Origin of the sequence: Nocardia rhizosphaerae, assembly GCF_042650365.1 — a bacterium.
GTDB lineage: Bacteria > Actinomycetota > Actinomycetes > Mycobacteriales > Mycobacteriaceae > Nocardia > Nocardia rhizosphaerae.
Genome location: NZ_JBHSBA010000007.1, coordinates 42,966 through 59,023, shown reverse-complemented (window position 1 = coordinate 59,023; position 16,058 = coordinate 42,966). Strand labels below are relative to the sequence as shown.

The following is a 16,058-nucleotide window of genomic DNA, read 5'->3' as shown; positions in this document are numbered from 1 at the left end:
CCACGGCCTCAGGTTACTGGCGCGTCGGTTCCACCGCCGAACCTCGCTGTGCCTGCCGCCCGAAAAGGCAAGTTGTCAACGGCGATACGGCCGATGTTCACCCATCCGACATGGCCTGCCGCCAGCGGGACGGGTGGCCGGGCGGGACCGGCACTCCGTGCCGCAGCCGCGAGAACGCGTCGACACCGCCGACGAGTTGACGAACGAAGGACCGGAGTGCCCGACCGCGGGGCGCGGAGCCGGGCTGCGCGATGACTGACATGGCTCAACGATCGCAGTGGACAAGCGTCGACGGGAGTGGCAGGATCGACAGAAACCGATTGGATTTTGCCATCGTGGTTTCGTCTCGGCACACCGTCGCCGTCCCGCTGATCGACGGGATGACACTCTTCGAGATCGGCATGCCGCTGGAAGCGCTCGGCTATGACTGGGACCGGGGCGCCCCGCCGCTCTACGACGTGACACTGTGCGGTGACCTGCGCGGCGTGCGCACCCACACCGGTGCCCGGCTGCGGCCACAACAGCCGTTGCGCGCGCTGTCGACGGCGGGCACGGTGCTCGTGCCCGCAGTGCCGCCCGGACGCCCGGTCGGCGAACCGCTCGTGCGGGAACTGCGCAGCGCGGCCGAGCGTGGTGCGCGGATCGCGGCCATGTGCACCGGCGCGTTCGCCCTCGCCGAGGCGGGACTGCTCGACGGTCGCCGGGCGACCACGCACTGGCGGCACGCCCCGCTGCTCGCGCGGATGTATCCGGAGATCGATGTCGACGCCCGCGCGATCTACCTCGAGGACGACGGCGTCTTCACCAGCGCGGGTTCGGCCGCCGGCCTCGATCTCTGCCTGCACCTGATCCGCCACGACCACGGCGAACGCGCCGCCAACACCATCGCCCGCAATCTGGTGATCGCCGCCCACCGCGACGGCGATCAGGCCCAGTACGTCCACGCCGACCCGCTCGACGACGCCGCGTCCTGGCTCGACGACCTGCGCACCTGGCTGCGCGCCCACCTCACCGACCCGATCACCCTGAGCGACCTCGGCCGCGCCGCCAACGCCGCACCCCGCACCCTCGCCCGCCGCTTCGCCCGCGATGTCGGCACCACACCGATGCGCTGGGTCGCCGCCGAACGCATCGCCGCCGCCAGGGCCCTCCTCGAGGCCACCGATCACCCGATCGACCACATCGCCACCGAGGTCGGCTTCGGTTCCCCGGTCACCTTCCGTGCCACCTTCACCCAGGAAGTGGGCATCTCCCCGCACCGCTACCGCACCCGATTCACGGCGCGAACCGCCGCGGCGCCGTCGGCCCAGGACGAACCTCGGCGAGACCGGACCGAGGGCGATCGCTCCCGATCCGGTCAGGCGCGGTCGGGTACCGGGGCGGGGAGCAGGCCCGCGGTGATGAAGCCGTCGATATAGCGTTGCAGGACGGCGTCATCGATCGGCGGGCAGTGCACGCCGGATGCGGCGAGCACAGCGCGGGTGCCGGTGTCGTCGACGAGGAGGGCGTCACCGCCGCCGTTGAGGTAGTTGTCGGCGACGAGGGCGGCGCGCATGAGGTCGGCGTGCGCGGCGATCTGCCCGGCGAGCCGATCGGCTGCCTCGGCCACCGACACCGTTTCCACGGGAAAACCACTGCGCCGCAGAATGTTCAAGATGTCGCCGACATTGGTGGGCGCGCTGTTGACCAGGTGGTATATCGCGGAGTCCGGGTGCCGTCCGGTGGCGAGCACCACCAGCGCGCCTGCCACGTAGTCGACCGGAGCCAAGGTGACGTCGGCGGATTCGATATCGGGTGCGACACCGAGATGGGCGGCCGAGCGGATGAGGGTCCAGAACGCGTCGTCGGCGCTGATCGCGCCGCCGCCGATGGATCCGGCGACCAGCCCCGGCCGGTACACGGCGACCGGAAGTCCGCGTCCGGCGGCAGCCAGGACCAGTTGCTCGGCAACCCATTTGGTGGCCAGGTAGCCGTTGCGTGGCACCTCGGCGGCGGTGATCGCCGACTGCTCGGTGACGACACCGGTATGCCCGGCCCCGACCGCCGCCGACACGGTGGACACGAAATGCAGGGCTTTCACCCTGGTCTCGACCGCCAGCCGCAGGATCTCGACGGTGCCCGCGACATTGGCCGGGCGCAGCGACTCGTAGGAATCCAGGTGATTCACCTTGGCGCCGTTGTGGTAGATCGCCTCGATCCGCACGGCCAGCTCGGTCCAATCCTCCGGGGTGAGCCCGAAGCGGGGTGCGGCGAGATCGCCGGGCACCGGCACGACTCGGTCGGCGAGACCGTCGATACCGAGCCCGTACCGCTCCAGCGTCGCGCCGAGACGGCGGCGCACGGCGTCGGCATCCTCGGCGCGGACCAGGCACCAGACCCGCGCCGAGGTGCGGTCGAGTAGTTCGCGCAGCAGGTGGATGCCGACGAAACCGGTTGCGCCGGTGAGAAACACCTCGGTCGCCGCGATCGGCGGTGCCGGGAAGTCCGCGGGCACCGTGATCGCGGGATCGAGCACGGCGTCGGCGGTGAGCATCGCGGTCCAGTTCCCGGCCGCCGCGGCACCGGCTTCGGCGGTGACCGCCGCCGTGACTGCCCGCGGGGTTGGCGCCTCGAACAGCAGCCGCGGATCGGCGTCGATGCCGAGCCGGGTCCGCAGCTCGGCACGGAGCGTGAAGACCAGCAGCGAGGTTCCGCCGAGCTCGAAGAAGCTGTCGTCGACCTCGACCGAATCCCGTTCCAGCACATCGGCGAATACCCGCGCGACCGCCAGTTCACGCACGGTCGCCTCGGCATCGTCGCCCTTGATGTCGATATCCGGCACGGGCTGATCGGGCCGGGACGATTCGGGCGCGACCGGCGATTCGGCGGCAGTCGCATCCGGCCGGGAGACCCCGGTCGCGTCCGATACCTCCGCAGCGGCTACCTCGGACCGGAAGTGCCCCGTCGGCTCCGAGTGCTGCGCGACGTTTGTGTCGGACCGCAAGTGCCCGGCAATGTCCGAGACCCCCGCAGCCGTCGCATCGGACCGGCTGCGCCCAGTTGTCTCCGAGAGCTGCGCGATGGTTGCTTCGGGCCGCACCGCGATAGTGGCGAGCAGGTCGCGGAACCGGGCGGCGACGCCGGTGACGGTCGCCGCGTCGTAGAGGTCGGTCGCATAGCGCAGGCTCGCGGCGAGACCGCCGGTTCCCGGCTGCTCGCGCAGGGTGAGCGCGAGGTCGAAATGCGTGCTCTCCCAGGAGATATCGAGCGTGGAGACGGTCAGTTCGCCGAGCTCGAGCGCTGGGACGTCCGGCAGGTTCTCGTAAGAGAACACGGCATCGAACAGCGGGTGTCTGGTGGTGTCGCGTGGCGGATTCACCGCTTCGACGATGTGGTCGAACGGGACATCGGCATGGTCGAGCGCGGCGAGCGACACCTCGCGCGCTCGGGCCAGCAGTGCGGCGAACCGGTCCTGCGGATCGAAGGTCAGGCGCAACGGCAGGGTGTTGACGAACATGCCGACCAGGCGGTCGAGCGCGGGATGCCCGCGGCCCGCGACCGGGGTTCCGACCGTCACGTCCGTGGTCCCGGCCAACGCGCCGAGCAGCACGGTGAAGGCCGCGTAGCCGGCCATGAACGGGGTCGCGTTGTGGCTGCGGGCCAGCGTGGCCAGCGCCGAAGCGGTCTCGGCGGCGATCTCGAACTCGACCACCGCGCCCCGACCACCACCTGGCCCGCCGGAACCGGGAGTGCGGACCCGATCGGCAGGCAGCGGCGGCCGGTCGGCCGCGCCGTCGAGCGCGCGCACCCAGTGCGCCAGTTGCCGGGCCGCCGTCGACTCCGGATCATGCCGGTCGCCGAGTCGGCGGTGCTGCCACAGGGTGTAGTCGGCATACTGCAGCGGCAGGGGCTCCCAGCCGGGGCGCTGTCCGTCCGCCCGCGCGGTGTACGCCGCGGACAGGTCCGCCATCAGCGGACCGTGCGACCAGCCGTCGGCGGCGATGTGATGCGCGACCAGCGCGAGCACGTGCTCATCGGCTCCGAATCGCCACAGCGCCACGCGAATCGGCGCATCGGCAGTGACGTCGAACGGCGCGGTGACCAGCGCCGCCAGTTCCGCGGCGAGGTCGGGTACGCGGCCGGACGACGGCACATCACCGAGCGTCACTTCCGGGTCGAGCGCGCCAGCGGACGCCGACGCATCACCGAGAGCCACGTCCGCGTCGAGCGCACAAGCAGACACCGACGCAACCCCCACGGCCGCCTCCGCGTCGAGCGCACGAGCGGACAGTGGTGTGCTGCCGAGGACTTCGTCGGCCGTCATGATGCGCACCTGCGGCCCGGCACCGGTGTCCGGGTACACCGTGCGCAGCACCTCGTGCCGGTCCACCACGTCCCGCACGGCGGCGGCGAGCGCGGGCACGTCGAGCGGTCCGGACAGCCGCAACGCGATCGGCAGGTGGTACGCGGCGGAGTCCGGATAGAGCTGGTTGAGCAGCCACATCCGCAGCTGCGCCGGTGCGGGCGCCAGCCGTGCGGGCCGTGGCTGTGGTGCCGGTGCGTCCTGGTCACCGGCCTCTGGGAGCCGCAAGGCAAGGGCGGCGACGGTCGGTGCGTCGAAGACGGTGCGCACACCGACGCCCAGGCGCGCGGCCAGCGCGGTCGCGGTGAGCGAGGTGCCGCCAAGTTCGAAGAAGTCCATGTCGGCGCCGGTCACGTCGGTCCCGAGCAGGTCGCCGAAGGCGGCGGCGACCGTACGTTCGGCGTCGGTCGCGACGGGCCGGGACCCCTGGTGGCCGAAGACCGGTGCGGGCAGGCGACGGGTGTCGAGCTTGCCGTTGGGGGTCAGCGGCAAGGTGTCGAGGACGACGTAGGCGCTCGGCCGCAGATACGCGGGCAGCAGATCGGCGAGCCGGCCGCGCACCCGCTCCACGTCGAGGTGTCCGTCCGGCACCAGATAGGCGACCAGGTGGGTGCCCCGCGCGTCCTGATGGGCGATGACGGCCGCCTGGTCGACGCCGGGAAGCCCGGTGAGGGTGGTTTCGATCTCGCCCGGCTCGATACGGTGGCCGCGCACCTTGATCTGGAAGTCGCTGCGGCCGTGATAGATCAGCTCCGGGTCGGGGCCGGGGGTGATGGTCACCAGGTCGCCGGTGCGGTACACCCGCCCGCCGGGCGGGCCGAACGGATCGGCGACGAACCTGCCCGCCGTCAGCGCGTGCCGTCCGTGATAGCCGCGGGCCAGCGCGGGGCCGCCGATGTACAGCTCGCCGATGACACCGGGCGGAACCGGACGCAAGCGCGCGTCCAGCACCAGCGCGTGGAATCCGCGCAGCGGTGCGCCGATGGTCACCGCACGGTCCGGCGTCAGCTCGGCGATGGTCGCGATATCGGTGGCCTCGGTGGGGCCGTATCCGTTGCGCATCAACCGGGTTCGCGACCAGGCCGCGACCAGGTCGGGGCGGATCGCCTCCCCGCCGACACCGAGGACACGCAGCTCGGGCAGTGTCTCCGGGTCGAGCGTGGCGAGCACCGCGGGGGTGATGATGGCGTTGGTCAGCCGTTCGCGCCGGATCAGCTCGGCCAGATCCGGCCCTGCCATCACGTACCGCGGGGCCACCACCAGCGTCGCCGCACCGGCGAGCCCACACAGGATCTCCCCCACCGCCATGTCGAAGCCCGGTGAAGCGTGGTGCAGGGTGCGCGCGCCCGGCCGCAGCGCGTACCGGTCCCGGCGTTCGGCGGCGAGGTTCGCCAGGCCGCCGTGGGTCACCAGCACGCCTTTGGGGACACCGGTCGACCCGGAGGTGTAGATGAGGTAGGCCGGGTGCGCGGGCCTGGCGGGGACCGGTGCCAGCTCCGCGACCGGCGGCGCGTCGGGGTCGACGACCGTCCAGGTGACCGAGTCCGGCAGGTCGGCGGGATGGTCGACGCCGGTGACGCCGAGCGTGGCGCCGCAGTCACCGAGGATGTGGCCGATGCGCTCGGCGGGATAGCCCACGTCGATCGGCACGAAACCGGCGCCGGTCTTGGCGATCGCCCAGATCGCGCCGACCGAGGCGGCTGACCGTTCCATCACCATCGCCACCAGTGTTTCCGGACCGGCGCCCGCGGCCTGGAGGGCACCGGCGAGCCGGTCGGTCCACGCGTCGAATTCGCGGTAGGTCCAGCGCTTCTCGCCGTAGACGACGGCAGTTCCGTCCGGATTCGCCGCCACCGCCGCGGCGATCAGCTCGGCCAGGGTGGCCGAGGTATGGGCCCGCGGTCCGCGCCACGGCACAAGCAGCTGCGCTTCGGTTTCGGTGAGCGCGGGCAGCTGCCCGACCGGAACCTCGTCGTCCGCGGCGGCGAAGGCGGCGAGGAACCCGGTGAACCGGTGCAGATGCGCGGTGACCTCGGCCTCGGTGTAGCGGTTGCGGTTGGCCTCGAACTCGATCCGCAACCCGGTCTCGGCCACCGGATACACATTGAGCGCGAGATCGTCCACCGGTCCGGTGGACAGCAAGTGAATGGTGCCGCGCGCCTGCCCGAGCGCCAGTTCGGTGTGGAAGTTCATGATGTTGACCGCGGGTCCGAAGCCAAGCGACTGCGCCTGCCGACCGCTGTCGCGGACCATGTCGGCGCCACGATAGCGCTGGTGCCGCAGCGCGCCGCTCAGCTCGGCGCGGGCACCGGCGATGGCGGTGCCGACGGTCTCGCCGCCGCAGCACAGCGGCACGATATTCGAGGTCATCCCGGCGCAGGCACGCAGCGCGGCGCTGGTGCGGGCGGTGACCGGCAGGCTCAGGGCGACCGTGTCGGTGTCGGTCAGCCTGCCGAGGAACGCCGCGAACGCGGCCACCAGGACCGGTGCGATACCGGGGAACTCCCCCCGCGAACGCAACTGCGCGACAAGCGTTTCCGGCAGTTCGGCGCGCGCGTGGATGGGGAGCGGATCGGGATCACCGGGACGCGTCGCGAGGGTGACCGGGTCGGGCAGCGCGCCGAGCCGCGCACGCCAGTACTCGCGGTCGGTCTCCGCGCGCCGCGAACTCAGGTAGCTCGCTTCGGCTGCGGCCAGCACAGCCGTCGAATCGACTGGCGCAGAGGATATTTCGTCCCCCGCCAGCAACGCCGTGTAATGCTCGCCGAGCAGTTGGTACATGCGGATCGCACCGAACCCGTCGAGGGCGAGGTGGTGGGCGCGGGTATACAGCAGGTGATGGTCGTGACTCAGCCGCAGGATCGTGCTGACGATGGCCGGGGTGGCGCCCAGCTCGAACGGCGTGACCTGGTCGGCCCGCATCCACGCCAGAGCCGCGGCGGCCGGGTCGGCCTCCCCTCCGCAGTCGACGACGGCGATGTGGTCGTCGATCTCGTCGTCGAGCACCTGACCCGGCTGTCCGTCGACGCTGTGGAAACGCATGTAGGCGCCCAGATCACGCGCCGCGCGCCTGCCCGCGCGCCCGTACAGCTCGAGGTCGAGCGGTCCGCGCACGTCGACGTACTGGGCGGTGGTCAGCGGCACCGGCCCGAGAAGCTGCTGCGCGAACCACACCTCGCGTTGTGCCGCGGTGAGCGGACGGACAGCAGTGGTCGAACCCTGGGAAGTCATGGTGCCTCGAAAGCTGAGAAAGGGAGAAAGGCTGATCGGCGCCCGGCAGGGCCGGGCGCCGCGTCATGCCGCCTCAGGCGGCAGCGTCGGTGAGATAGCCACCGCGAGAGAAGAACTCGGCCCCGGTGTGCTCGTCACCGGCCGCGGTACGGACGCGGGTGATGACCAATGCGTGGTTTTCACCGCGATGCGACTGCGCACCGCACACCACCGCACCACCGCCTTCCTGCACGATGACCCGGCCCGCAGTGCCGCCGTAGCGCGCCTCGGAGATCACCGCGTCGAGGATCTCGACGCGTTCACCGCGATAGTAGGAGTAGGCGCGCGGATACGGCTCGGACAGCGCCCGCACGAACCGTTCGAGATCGACCGCGTCCAGGGACCAGTCGATGCGGCTGTCCCGATCGGAGCGCTTGTGGAAGTAAGTGCGCTCGGCTTTGTTCTGCGGCGTCCACACCGCGGTGCCGTTCGCCAGCGCGGCGAGCGCCTCGTGTACGGCGCCCGGGATCAGCTCCATCCCGGCCAGGACCAGCTCGGTGCCGGTAGCGCCGGGCGGAATCGGCAGCCGCTTCTGGACCAGGATGTCGCCGGTGTCCAACTGCTCGTCCATGCGGTGCACGGTGAGCCCGAACTCCTCGGCGCCGCTGATCAGCGCCCACAGCACCGGCGAGAATCCGGTGAACTTCGGCAGCAGCGAATCGTGCAGGTTCAAGGTGCCGTGCGGCGGCATGTCGTAGAGCTCCGCCGGCATCCAGGTGTACCAGCTGTTGACCACGATCACGTCCGGCTCGGCCTGCTTGACCAGGTCGATCGTGGCCGCGTCGGCTCGCTCGGTGAGGTGGACCGGAATCCCGTTCGCCGTGGCCAGTTCCTCGACCGAGTCGTTCCAGATCGCCTTGTAGGACGACTCCGCCGCCGGATGCGTCACCGCCAGGACCACCTCGTGCTCCGAGTCGATCAGAGCCTGCAAGGTCTTGCGACCCCACGTTTGAAAACCGAACGACACGATACGCATGGACCTACCCTCACCTAGCCTATATTTAGGCTTACCTTACATAGCTGGAAATGTGCTAACCGGCCCGGCCCCTACCGCGCGCCCGATAACCGACATCACGGTGCCCAGCCCCGTTCGCACGCACCGACCCGCATCGGTTCACACTCGTAAGGTTGGCGGGTAGCCTCCCCCGCACTCCTCGACATCTCCCTGCCCACACCCGCGGACCGCCGCGCTCGCCGAACTCGCCGTCTCTCTGCTGCGCGACCACGGCTGGGCGTCACCGACCACTTGATAGTCGGCCGCGCTCCACTCCGGCACCCCCTGGACCGGGCCACAACGACCGAAGGCCCGGCGCTTCGACCGGGCCTTCGGATCGGTTCCTCAGAAGTCGATGCCGCCGTCCCACGGCCCCTCGGCCGACAGCGAACCCAGCAGACCCGCGATACCCTGCGGTGTCGAGACCGGCTGTCCCGCCGGACTTTCGACGATAGACTCGGGCTGTGCGGGCTGTAGCGGAAGCCCCGCCGACGCCATCGCCGGCGCGGCCCCGAAGATCCCACTTACAACCAGCGCGAGCACGCCGACAGCGAGTGCCTTGTTCATCTGATACTCCTCCCTCGGGGATCCGGTTCGCCCCCGAGGTCAGCGTACTTACGGCGCAGACCCTGCCGAGCCCCCAATGTCAGGGGGCCTCAACTCCTCCCGAGGTGCGCGCCGAGAAGCTCGAGGAATCGACGCCCGGTGGGTTCGGGACCCGGTGGCAACCAGGCCGCCGCCATCGGAATGGCGGGCGCGGCGGGGACCTCGCGAAACACCACGCCCGGCCGGGTGGAGTCGGCGACACCGCGGCTGACGAAACCGATGCCGGCGCCCGCGGCCACCAGACCGGCGACCGTGGTCACCGGCGTCGCCTCCTGCACCACGCGCGGTTCGACACCCGCCTCGCGGAAGCAGGCCAGCAGCTTGTCGAACAGGACCGGCCCCACGCTACGCGGCGGAACGAGCATCGACTCGCCCGCCAGGTCGGCGAAGGCCACGCTCGACTCGGCGGCGAGCCGGTGGCCGACCGGCACGGCCAGCAGCAACGGCTCGGCGGGCAATGCCATGGTGTGCAGCCGGGCGCGTTCCAGCGGCGGATGCAGAACGCCCAGATCGATCTCGCCTCGATCGAGTGCGTCTTCCACTGCCGGAGAGTTGATTTCGGTGAGGTCAACCACCACCTCCGGGTAGCGACTGCGGAACTCCTGCACCGCCTGGGGAAGCGCGGTGTAGGAGGCGACCACCGTGAAGCCGAGCCGCAACCTGCCGTGCAACCCGCGCGCGGCGCGCTGGGCCTGTTCGACGGCTTGTTCGCCATGGGCGATGCTGGCGCGGGCCGGTGCGAGGAACGCGCGGCCCGCCGCCGTGAGCCGGACCCCGCGACGATTGCGCTCCAGCAGCACGGCACCGACATCGCGTTCCAGCGTGCGGATGCGCTGGCTCAGCGCCGGTTGGCTCAGATGCAGTTCTTCCGCCGCGCGGCCGAAATGCAGTGTTTCGGCCACGCGGAGAAAGCATTCGATCGAGCGCAGGTCCACCCGGTGATCGTACTTCGCGATCACAGCCTCCGATATACCGATTGATCCACGATCACCCGCGCACCGAAACTGGCCCTATGAGCGGATTGCGAACAATCTCGGCGTGTGCGGCGGTCACCTTTCTGGCCGCGTGCGGTGCGCCCGAACCCGATACCGGCCTGACGATCGACGGCATCGTCACCATCTCCGACGGCGACTATCTGGCGAGCACCTACCGGGACTCGACCCTCGCGCCCGCCGACGCGCACTACCGAGACCTGCTCAGCACGATCCGGATCCGCAACGGCGAAGCGGAAATCCGGCATGCGGAGGTATCGAACTCGGTGACGTCGGCACCCGAGGTGCTCGCCCTGGCGCCCGACGGCGGCACCGCGTTCGTCACCGAACGACTCCGGCAACGCGAACCCGGCGACACCAGAGCCACGGACCTGGCGCCGGGCGATCGGCTCTTCGCCCTCGCACTGCCGGAATCCGGCGAGCCGACCCTGATCGACACCGCGACCATCGCCACCACCCCCGAGGCACTCGCGGTCCACCCGGCCGGATCGCATGTCGCCGTGGTCGCCAACCCGCCGGAAGCCAGTGTGCTGCAGCTCGTTCCGTGGGACGGCACGGAATTCGGCGATCCGGCACGCTACGACCTCGCCGCCCTCGGCATCACCGGTGAGCTCGACAGCCCGCGCGGCGGCGTCCTCGCCACCAATGTGCAGTGGCATCCGAGCGGCCGCGCGCTCGCGGTGAACATCACCACGCAGGACCGGGTCGCGTTCTTCCGCGTCGACATCACACCGTCGGGCGCGCCGCAGGTCCGTCCGTGGGGCGCGCCGGTCCCCACCGGCACCGATCCCTTCGTCGGCCGATTCACCCCGGACGGCAGGCATTACGTCACCTCCGACTGGGGCCGGAACCTGCACACCACCGACCTCGCCGAACGCCTGCCGTCGACCCGCTCGACGGTGGGCGTCATCCGGCTCGCCGACCTCGACAGCCCCGACGGGCACCGCTCCCTCACCCCGGCCGAATCCGACATCTCCGCCGAAGGCATCGCCATCTCCCCCGACGGCCGCCACATAGCCACCGTCAACATGCGCGGCACCGTCTTCCCACCCGGCACCCCCGGCCAGGCCGAATCGGCCACGGTCACCCTGCTCCGCCTCGACCCCGACACCGGTACCCTGACCAAGATCGGCGACTACCCCCTCGACGGCATCCTCCCCGAAGGCGGCTCCTTCGACCCCTCCGGCACCTACTTCCTCGCCACCGTCTTCGAAGCCCGCACCCCCGACACCCCCGGCGCCGGCCTCCAGATCTTCCGCGTGGGCCCCGACGAAAACCCCGGCCTGACCCCCATCCACCGCGTCCCGCTACCGCACGGTGTGCACCACGTGGCGGTGGGGTGATGCGAAGGTGCGATCGCCGGTGTTCCGACGCCATCTCGGCTGCCGCGTGAACTGCCGGAATTCGCGCCTCCGTGCGAGGAGACGCCGGTCTCGTCACACCGGGTAGCAGACTTCGCCGGGTACAGAAAGGAACGGCGGTGAGGTGTCCCGGTCACCGGGAGACCGTGGCGGAGCGGGGTCGGGTCGAGCTTAGTGTCCCGGCTCACATGCATAGCCACGAAGGAGTTCCTTATGCGTCTGATGAAGTCTCGCCTCTCCGCGGTGATCGGAGCGATCATCGCGGTGGTGGCGCTCATCGCCGCCGGCGGGGGGAGCGCGGTCGCCGCCCCGCAGACCGGTGAAATGTTCCTCACGTTCGTCCGCCACGCCGAATCGGCAGGCAACGCCTCCGGCCTGATCGACACCTCCGTCCCCGGCCCCGATCTGACCGCCAAGGGCGAGCAGCAAGCCGCCGCGGTGGCCGAGTTCTTCGCCGACTGCAAGTTCGACGGGGTCTACGCCTCGACCATGGTCCGTACCCAGCAGACGGCGGCGCCGACCTCGCAGCGGTGCGGTCTTCCCACCATCGTCGAGGAGGGGTTCCACGAGATCGAGGCAGGCATCTACGAGGGCACGCCGGAGGCCGACGCACGCGAGGGCTACCTCGCCGCACCGATCCAGTGGCTGCAGGGCAACCTGGACGCCCGCATCCCCGGCTCCCTGAACGGCCACGAGTTCAAGAAGCGCATGGACGACTCCATCCAGGACGTCAAGGACCGCGGCGACAAGCGCGCGGTGATCTTCTCCCACGGCGGCGCCATCATGATCTGGGCGCTGATGTCGGTCGGCAACCCCGACATGAGCAAGATCCAGAACGATCCGCTGCACAACACCGGCCGAGTGGTCGTGAAGGGCAGCCCGGCCAAGGGCTGGAAGCTCGTCTCCTGGGACGGACATGCCGTCGCCTGAGCGGGCAGCCGGGTAGCGCCCGGTCGTCGGAAATCCGGCCTACATCGCCGACCGCGCTCCGATCGGAGCGCGGTCGCGCGCATGAACGCCTCGCGACGGAGCGCAGAACTCGCTGGTCAGACCCAGTCCTAGGCGATCGAAGCGGATGCTGCCTTCGCTGGGGTTCATTCAAGTTCGAGTGTTGTGCGCGGACCCGTCACGATTCGAAGCGACACGCCCGCTACCGCGAGACGGTTTAAAATACGCGAGTCGAAGTGCATGGAGGGAAAACTACGATCCGCTAATGCCGCCGTTACGACAACATCCCGGTTCGAACTATCGGTCTGTCGCGCGGCAGCCCCCAGCCCATCGAGGAACGCATCGAGTGCCGCATCGAGATCCCAAGTCGATGTGATGCTAACGAACCCTCCTGCTTCGCACCGAATCTCAGGTGTGGGGTCGTCGTTCTGCTCTTCCAACGAATTGCTCCTACATGACGTCGATATCAAACGAAAGTCCCGTGTCCGCAAGGAAGCTCAGCGTCGAGCTGGAAAGAGAGATCGACGGCCAGCAGTTCGCTGGGGCGTCGACGGAGACGGCTAGGAAGCCAGAGATATTCGGATCAGCGAGGATCGGCCGCAGCCGCCCATCGATCTCCTCGAGTCGACCAATGGCCTCGTGCACCGAATCATCAACTCGCCCAACATTGTCCACTAGCTTCAGAACCCATCCGTCGGAACTTCTCCGAAGCTTGGGAGCCGCGCCGGGCTGCCCGGTCCGCCACTGCGTGGACGGGGCTATACCAAGGGCCGCTGTCACATTGTCTGGTTCGAACGCGCCTGTCAACCGCAGCGACACAGCGACCTCGAAATATTCGCCAATCGTCATTGCAGCCTAATCCCCGTCGGATCACCAGGACCCTTTCCGCCTTTAGGCTTGATATACACGTTTCCCTTTCCATCTTTGTATAGGTCATAGCGGGAAGGTGGTTCCGGCTTAATATCGTGTGGATCGTGTCCACGGGACTTCAGTTCTTTGATGTCCTTGTCGGTGAGGATCTTATCTTGTGCAGGGTTGCGGCTACGTTCTTCGGTGCTATCCCAGACGGGTTCGTCGTCAGCGGCCTCCCCTGCCTCCTCTGCCACGACGTACACCGCCATCGCCGCGATCGCGGTGACCGCAGCCTTTGAACCCGCCTCGGTAAGATCGGGGACGGCGACGAACGGGCCGTCCTTGGTAGCAGCGCCAATAGCTGCCGCCGCCGTCGCCGCCGCGAAGATGCCCATGACAAGTCGGCTCGTCGATACCGCGTTTCTGATGACAACCGCAGTGGCCGCGACGATCTCGACCGTCACCACCGCACCACCCGCTGCGGCACCCGCTGACTCGCTCTAGCAGGCCGACCGCGCCTTCCTCGGTCAGACCGGCACCGTTGTCGCCTTTGGCGGTCACCGGCAATGCCATGCCCGAGCCGTAGAGCGGTTCAGACTCGCTGGGACGTGCTGGTGCGCTGCCCGAGGCCGTGGTGCGGTTGGAATGCCACCAGTTGTAGCCGGTCGCCTCGAGCACATCGCCGTAGCGGCGTAGGGCGTTGGCGAGACAGACCGTGGCAGCGCATGTGGCTACACAGGAGATCGGTGACAACGTTTGTCCCCTTGAAGGGGAACGATCGTTGTCGTGGCGGATGCGCCACTAGAGCGGCTGAGTGTCATCGCGGAGCAGCGGTGGGGCCTGTTCACGACCGCTCAGGCTGTTCACGACCCCTCAGGCTGCCACTACCGGTGTCGCTCGCAAGCAGCTGTCTCGGATGGCGGCGTCGGCGCGATCGAGCGCGTGGCGCACGGGGTATCCCGGATAGCAGGCGCGCCAGTGGCCGAACACGAGACGATCTATGCGCCCTGGCTCGCGCTCGGCGGTGCGACTGCCCACCGCACCGGTACCGGGATGGCTGCTCTCGTGGCCGCCGGTACCCCGGTGGCCGCTGTCCACGGCATCGGAGACTTCCTGCTCGACTTCGATTGAAATCGACTTCCTGCGTCGCAACGATTCTGCGTGGCGGCTAGCTGGAACTGCCGGGCAGCAGGCCCGCCGAGCCGCTGCCGAGCTGCGCGTCACCGGTGACCTCGATGACGAGGGTTTTCGTGGACGAGCCCTGGGTGGCCACGATCGTGTAGGTGCCCTTGGCCGGTGGGCGCCAGGTGCCGCGCAGCGCGCTGCGCTCGCGGTCCGGGTAGTCCAGGCGTTCGGCCGAGGCGAGCTCGGCGCCATTGATCGTCAGGGAGGCGGGCAGGGCATAGTCGGCGCCGAACATCCGGGCCATGACGGTGCAGTTGGCGCCCACGTAGTCACAGGCGACGGGCATTTCGCTGTTACCCCAGGCGTAGATGGTGATGTCCTCCACCTCCGCCGAGGCGGTGGGGGCCAGGATGGCCGGGAGAACGAGTGCGCCCGCCGCGAGAGCGGTCAGTCCTGCGAATCGCATGGGTCGGTGATCCCTACCTCGATGTGGTGGGCCCGGCACTCGGCCGTGACCGCTCGTGAGCCGTAGTGTTCCAGAGTCTTCGCAGGCCTGGTACCCCGAAAATCCAGGGCTTGCCCCTGGTTCCCACCATCCATGTCGGGGCTGGAGATCGTCGACAAGCCGGACCGAATCGGGGTCAGAATCCCGCGTCTCCATCGATCTCGACGAGCAGATGCACCTCATCACCCAGTACCGTCCGGGGAATGCTGTCGTCTTGTGAGGCGAGGAAGCCGATGCTGATATAGGAGTACTCGGACAGCCCCTCGAGTGGGGTGAGCGGGAACTCGATGGTACGGCCGTTGCCTGTCGTGATCGTGCCGGTGTCCCCACCGAACTGCTCTCGAAGTTGCTTGAGCGTGCGCCCACCCGGCGAATCCGGCATTTCTCGCAACGTCTTCTCGTCGTAATGCACGACCTGCGCGATGACCCACGCTCTCGCCACAGCGTCCCCTCCGCGTGTTCCTTACCCGGCGCCACCTCGGTGCCAGCGGCGCTACCCAGATCGTAGCGATCCAGTTCGGACCAACCGGTCCGAACTACGCCGTTGAATCCCGGCGTGACGCTGCCGGTGACGACTCTCCTCGCGGCGCACACCGTCGAGGTCCGGGCTGATCATTGATCAGCCCGCGGGAGGTCTTGCGATTCGATGGGCTCGCGCGTTCGTGAAAGGCTTTTGCCTCACAGTGCCGGTTTGTTGGTCCTGCGGGCAAGCATCGGCCGAATCACTCGGCAAGCCGCACCGGCGGGACTAGCGTTCCTGCGGTGGCAGAACAAGATCGAGCTCAGGTGGTTCGGGTTGCCCGCGCGGTTCAGCGGATGAACCTGACGATCGACAACCGGTTCGCTCTCATCGAGCCGAGCCCGGCCTGTATCGAAGTAGCGATCGTGGACGAGGATGGCCGGTCTACCGAGATCGAGTTCGATTTGTTCGCGGTGCGACTGTCCAATGGTGAAGTTCACGGTGACCTCACCGACCTGGAAGCGCTCGACCTCGCCAAATGGTGGTGTGCTCAGCACAGCTGAACGCCAGCGTGCTTGCTGTGCTGAGCGAATCTCGACCGCT

Annotated in this window: 14 protein-coding genes; 5 read left to right on the top strand and 9 right to left on the bottom strand. The window is 69.0% G+C overall.

The window, feature by feature from the left end:
• The first annotated feature begins 335 nt into the window (after window positions 1–335).
• Window positions 336–1,418, top strand: a complete 1,083-nt coding sequence (locus ACFOW8_RS15150; RefSeq protein ID WP_378551258.1) for a GlxA family transcriptional regulator — start codon at window positions 336–338, stop codon at window positions 1,416–1,418.
• On the opposite strand, the gene ACFOW8_RS15145 is transcribed toward ACFOW8_RS15150, so the two are convergent.
• The 4 genes from ACFOW8_RS15145 to ACFOW8_RS15130 form a co-directional block, all read right to left on the bottom strand.
• On the bottom strand, window positions 1,358–7,573 hold the full coding sequence (locus ACFOW8_RS15145) for an amino acid adenylation domain-containing protein (protein ID WP_378551257.1): 6,216 nt from the start codon (window positions 7,571–7,573) through the stop codon (window positions 1,358–1,360). The two genes, ACFOW8_RS15150 and ACFOW8_RS15145, sit on opposite strands and share 61 nt — an antisense overlap.
• Window positions 7,574–7,646: 73 nt before the next feature.
• Window positions 7,647–8,588: a methionyl-tRNA formyltransferase gene (locus ACFOW8_RS15140; protein ID WP_378551256.1), complete on the bottom strand. Its 942-nt coding sequence runs from the start codon at window positions 8,586–8,588 to the stop codon at window positions 7,647–7,649.
• A gap of 363 nt (window positions 8,589–8,951) precedes the next feature.
• Window positions 8,952–9,173 carry a hypothetical protein gene (locus tag ACFOW8_RS15135; RefSeq protein ID WP_378551255.1) on the bottom strand — a complete coding sequence of 74 codons (222 nt, stop codon included), beginning with the start codon at window positions 9,171–9,173 and terminating at the stop codon, window positions 8,952–8,954.
• 89 nt (window positions 9,174–9,262) lie between these two features.
• On the bottom strand, window positions 9,263–10,147 hold the full coding sequence (locus ACFOW8_RS15130) for a LysR substrate-binding domain-containing protein (protein WP_378551254.1): 885 nt from the start codon (window positions 10,145–10,147) through the stop codon (window positions 9,263–9,265).
• 77 nt (window positions 10,148–10,224) lie between these two features.
• On the opposite strand from ACFOW8_RS15130, the gene ACFOW8_RS15125 reads away from it, so the two are divergent.
• Together ACFOW8_RS15125 and ACFOW8_RS15120 are read left to right on the top strand one after the other, a co-directional pair.
• Window positions 10,225–11,547, top strand: coding sequence for a lactonase family protein (locus tag ACFOW8_RS15125; RefSeq protein WP_378551253.1), 1,323 nt, complete (start codon window positions 10,225–10,227; stop codon window positions 11,545–11,547).
• Between the two features lie 231 nt (window positions 11,548–11,778).
• Window positions 11,779–12,495, top strand: coding sequence for a histidine phosphatase family protein (locus tag ACFOW8_RS15120; protein ID WP_378551252.1), 717 nt, complete (start codon window positions 11,779–11,781; stop codon window positions 12,493–12,495).
• Window positions 12,496–12,659: 164 nt separating this feature from the next.
• On the opposite strand, the gene ACFOW8_RS15115 is transcribed toward ACFOW8_RS15120, so the two are convergent.
• Genes ACFOW8_RS15115 through ACFOW8_RS15105 form a run of 3 tightly spaced genes read right to left on the bottom strand, consistent with a single transcriptional unit; the run spans window position 12,660 to window position 13,829 of the window.
• Window positions 12,660–12,953, bottom strand: coding sequence for a hypothetical protein (locus ACFOW8_RS15115; RefSeq protein ID WP_378551251.1), 294 nt, complete (start codon window positions 12,951–12,953; stop codon window positions 12,660–12,662).
• A 10-nt stretch (window positions 12,954–12,963) separates the two neighbouring features.
• Window positions 12,964–13,362, bottom strand: a complete 399-nt coding sequence (locus tag ACFOW8_RS15110) for a DUF4279 domain-containing protein (RefSeq protein ID WP_378551250.1) — start codon at window positions 13,360–13,362, stop codon at window positions 12,964–12,966.
• The gene (locus ACFOW8_RS15105; RefSeq protein WP_378551249.1) at window positions 13,359–13,829 is read right to left on the bottom strand and encodes a polymorphic toxin type 33 domain-containing protein; all 471 of its coding nucleotides are present in this window, start codon (window positions 13,827–13,829) and stop codon (window positions 13,359–13,361) included. Before ACFOW8_RS15105 ends, ACFOW8_RS15110 begins: the two co-directional genes overlap by 4 nt.
• A gap of 322 nt (window positions 13,830–14,151) precedes the next feature.
• Between ACFOW8_RS15105 and ACFOW8_RS15100 the strand changes: the two genes are divergently transcribed.
• Window positions 14,152–14,496 carry a hypothetical protein gene (locus tag ACFOW8_RS15100; protein ID WP_378551248.1) on the top strand — a complete coding sequence of 115 codons (345 nt, stop codon included), beginning with the start codon at window positions 14,152–14,154 and terminating at the stop codon, window positions 14,494–14,496.
• Between the two features lie 37 nt (window positions 14,497–14,533).
• On the opposite strand, the gene ACFOW8_RS15095 is transcribed toward ACFOW8_RS15100, so the two are convergent.
• The gene (locus ACFOW8_RS15095; protein WP_378551247.1) at window positions 14,534–14,956 is read right to left on the bottom strand and encodes a hypothetical protein; all 423 of its coding nucleotides are present in this window, start codon (window positions 14,954–14,956) and stop codon (window positions 14,534–14,536) included.
• 175 nt (window positions 14,957–15,131) lie between these two features.
• Window positions 15,132–15,437, bottom strand: coding sequence for a hypothetical protein (locus tag ACFOW8_RS15090; protein ID WP_378551246.1), 306 nt, complete (start codon window positions 15,435–15,437; stop codon window positions 15,132–15,134).
• Window positions 15,438–15,811: 374 nt separating this feature from the next.
• Here ACFOW8_RS15090 and ACFOW8_RS15085 point away from each other — a divergent pair, with 374 nt between their 5' ends.
• The gene (locus ACFOW8_RS15085) at window positions 15,812–16,018 is read left to right on the top strand and encodes a hypothetical protein (protein WP_378551245.1); all 207 of its coding nucleotides are present in this window, start codon (window positions 15,812–15,814) and stop codon (window positions 16,016–16,018) included.
• Window positions 16,019–16,058 lie beyond the last annotated feature (40 nt).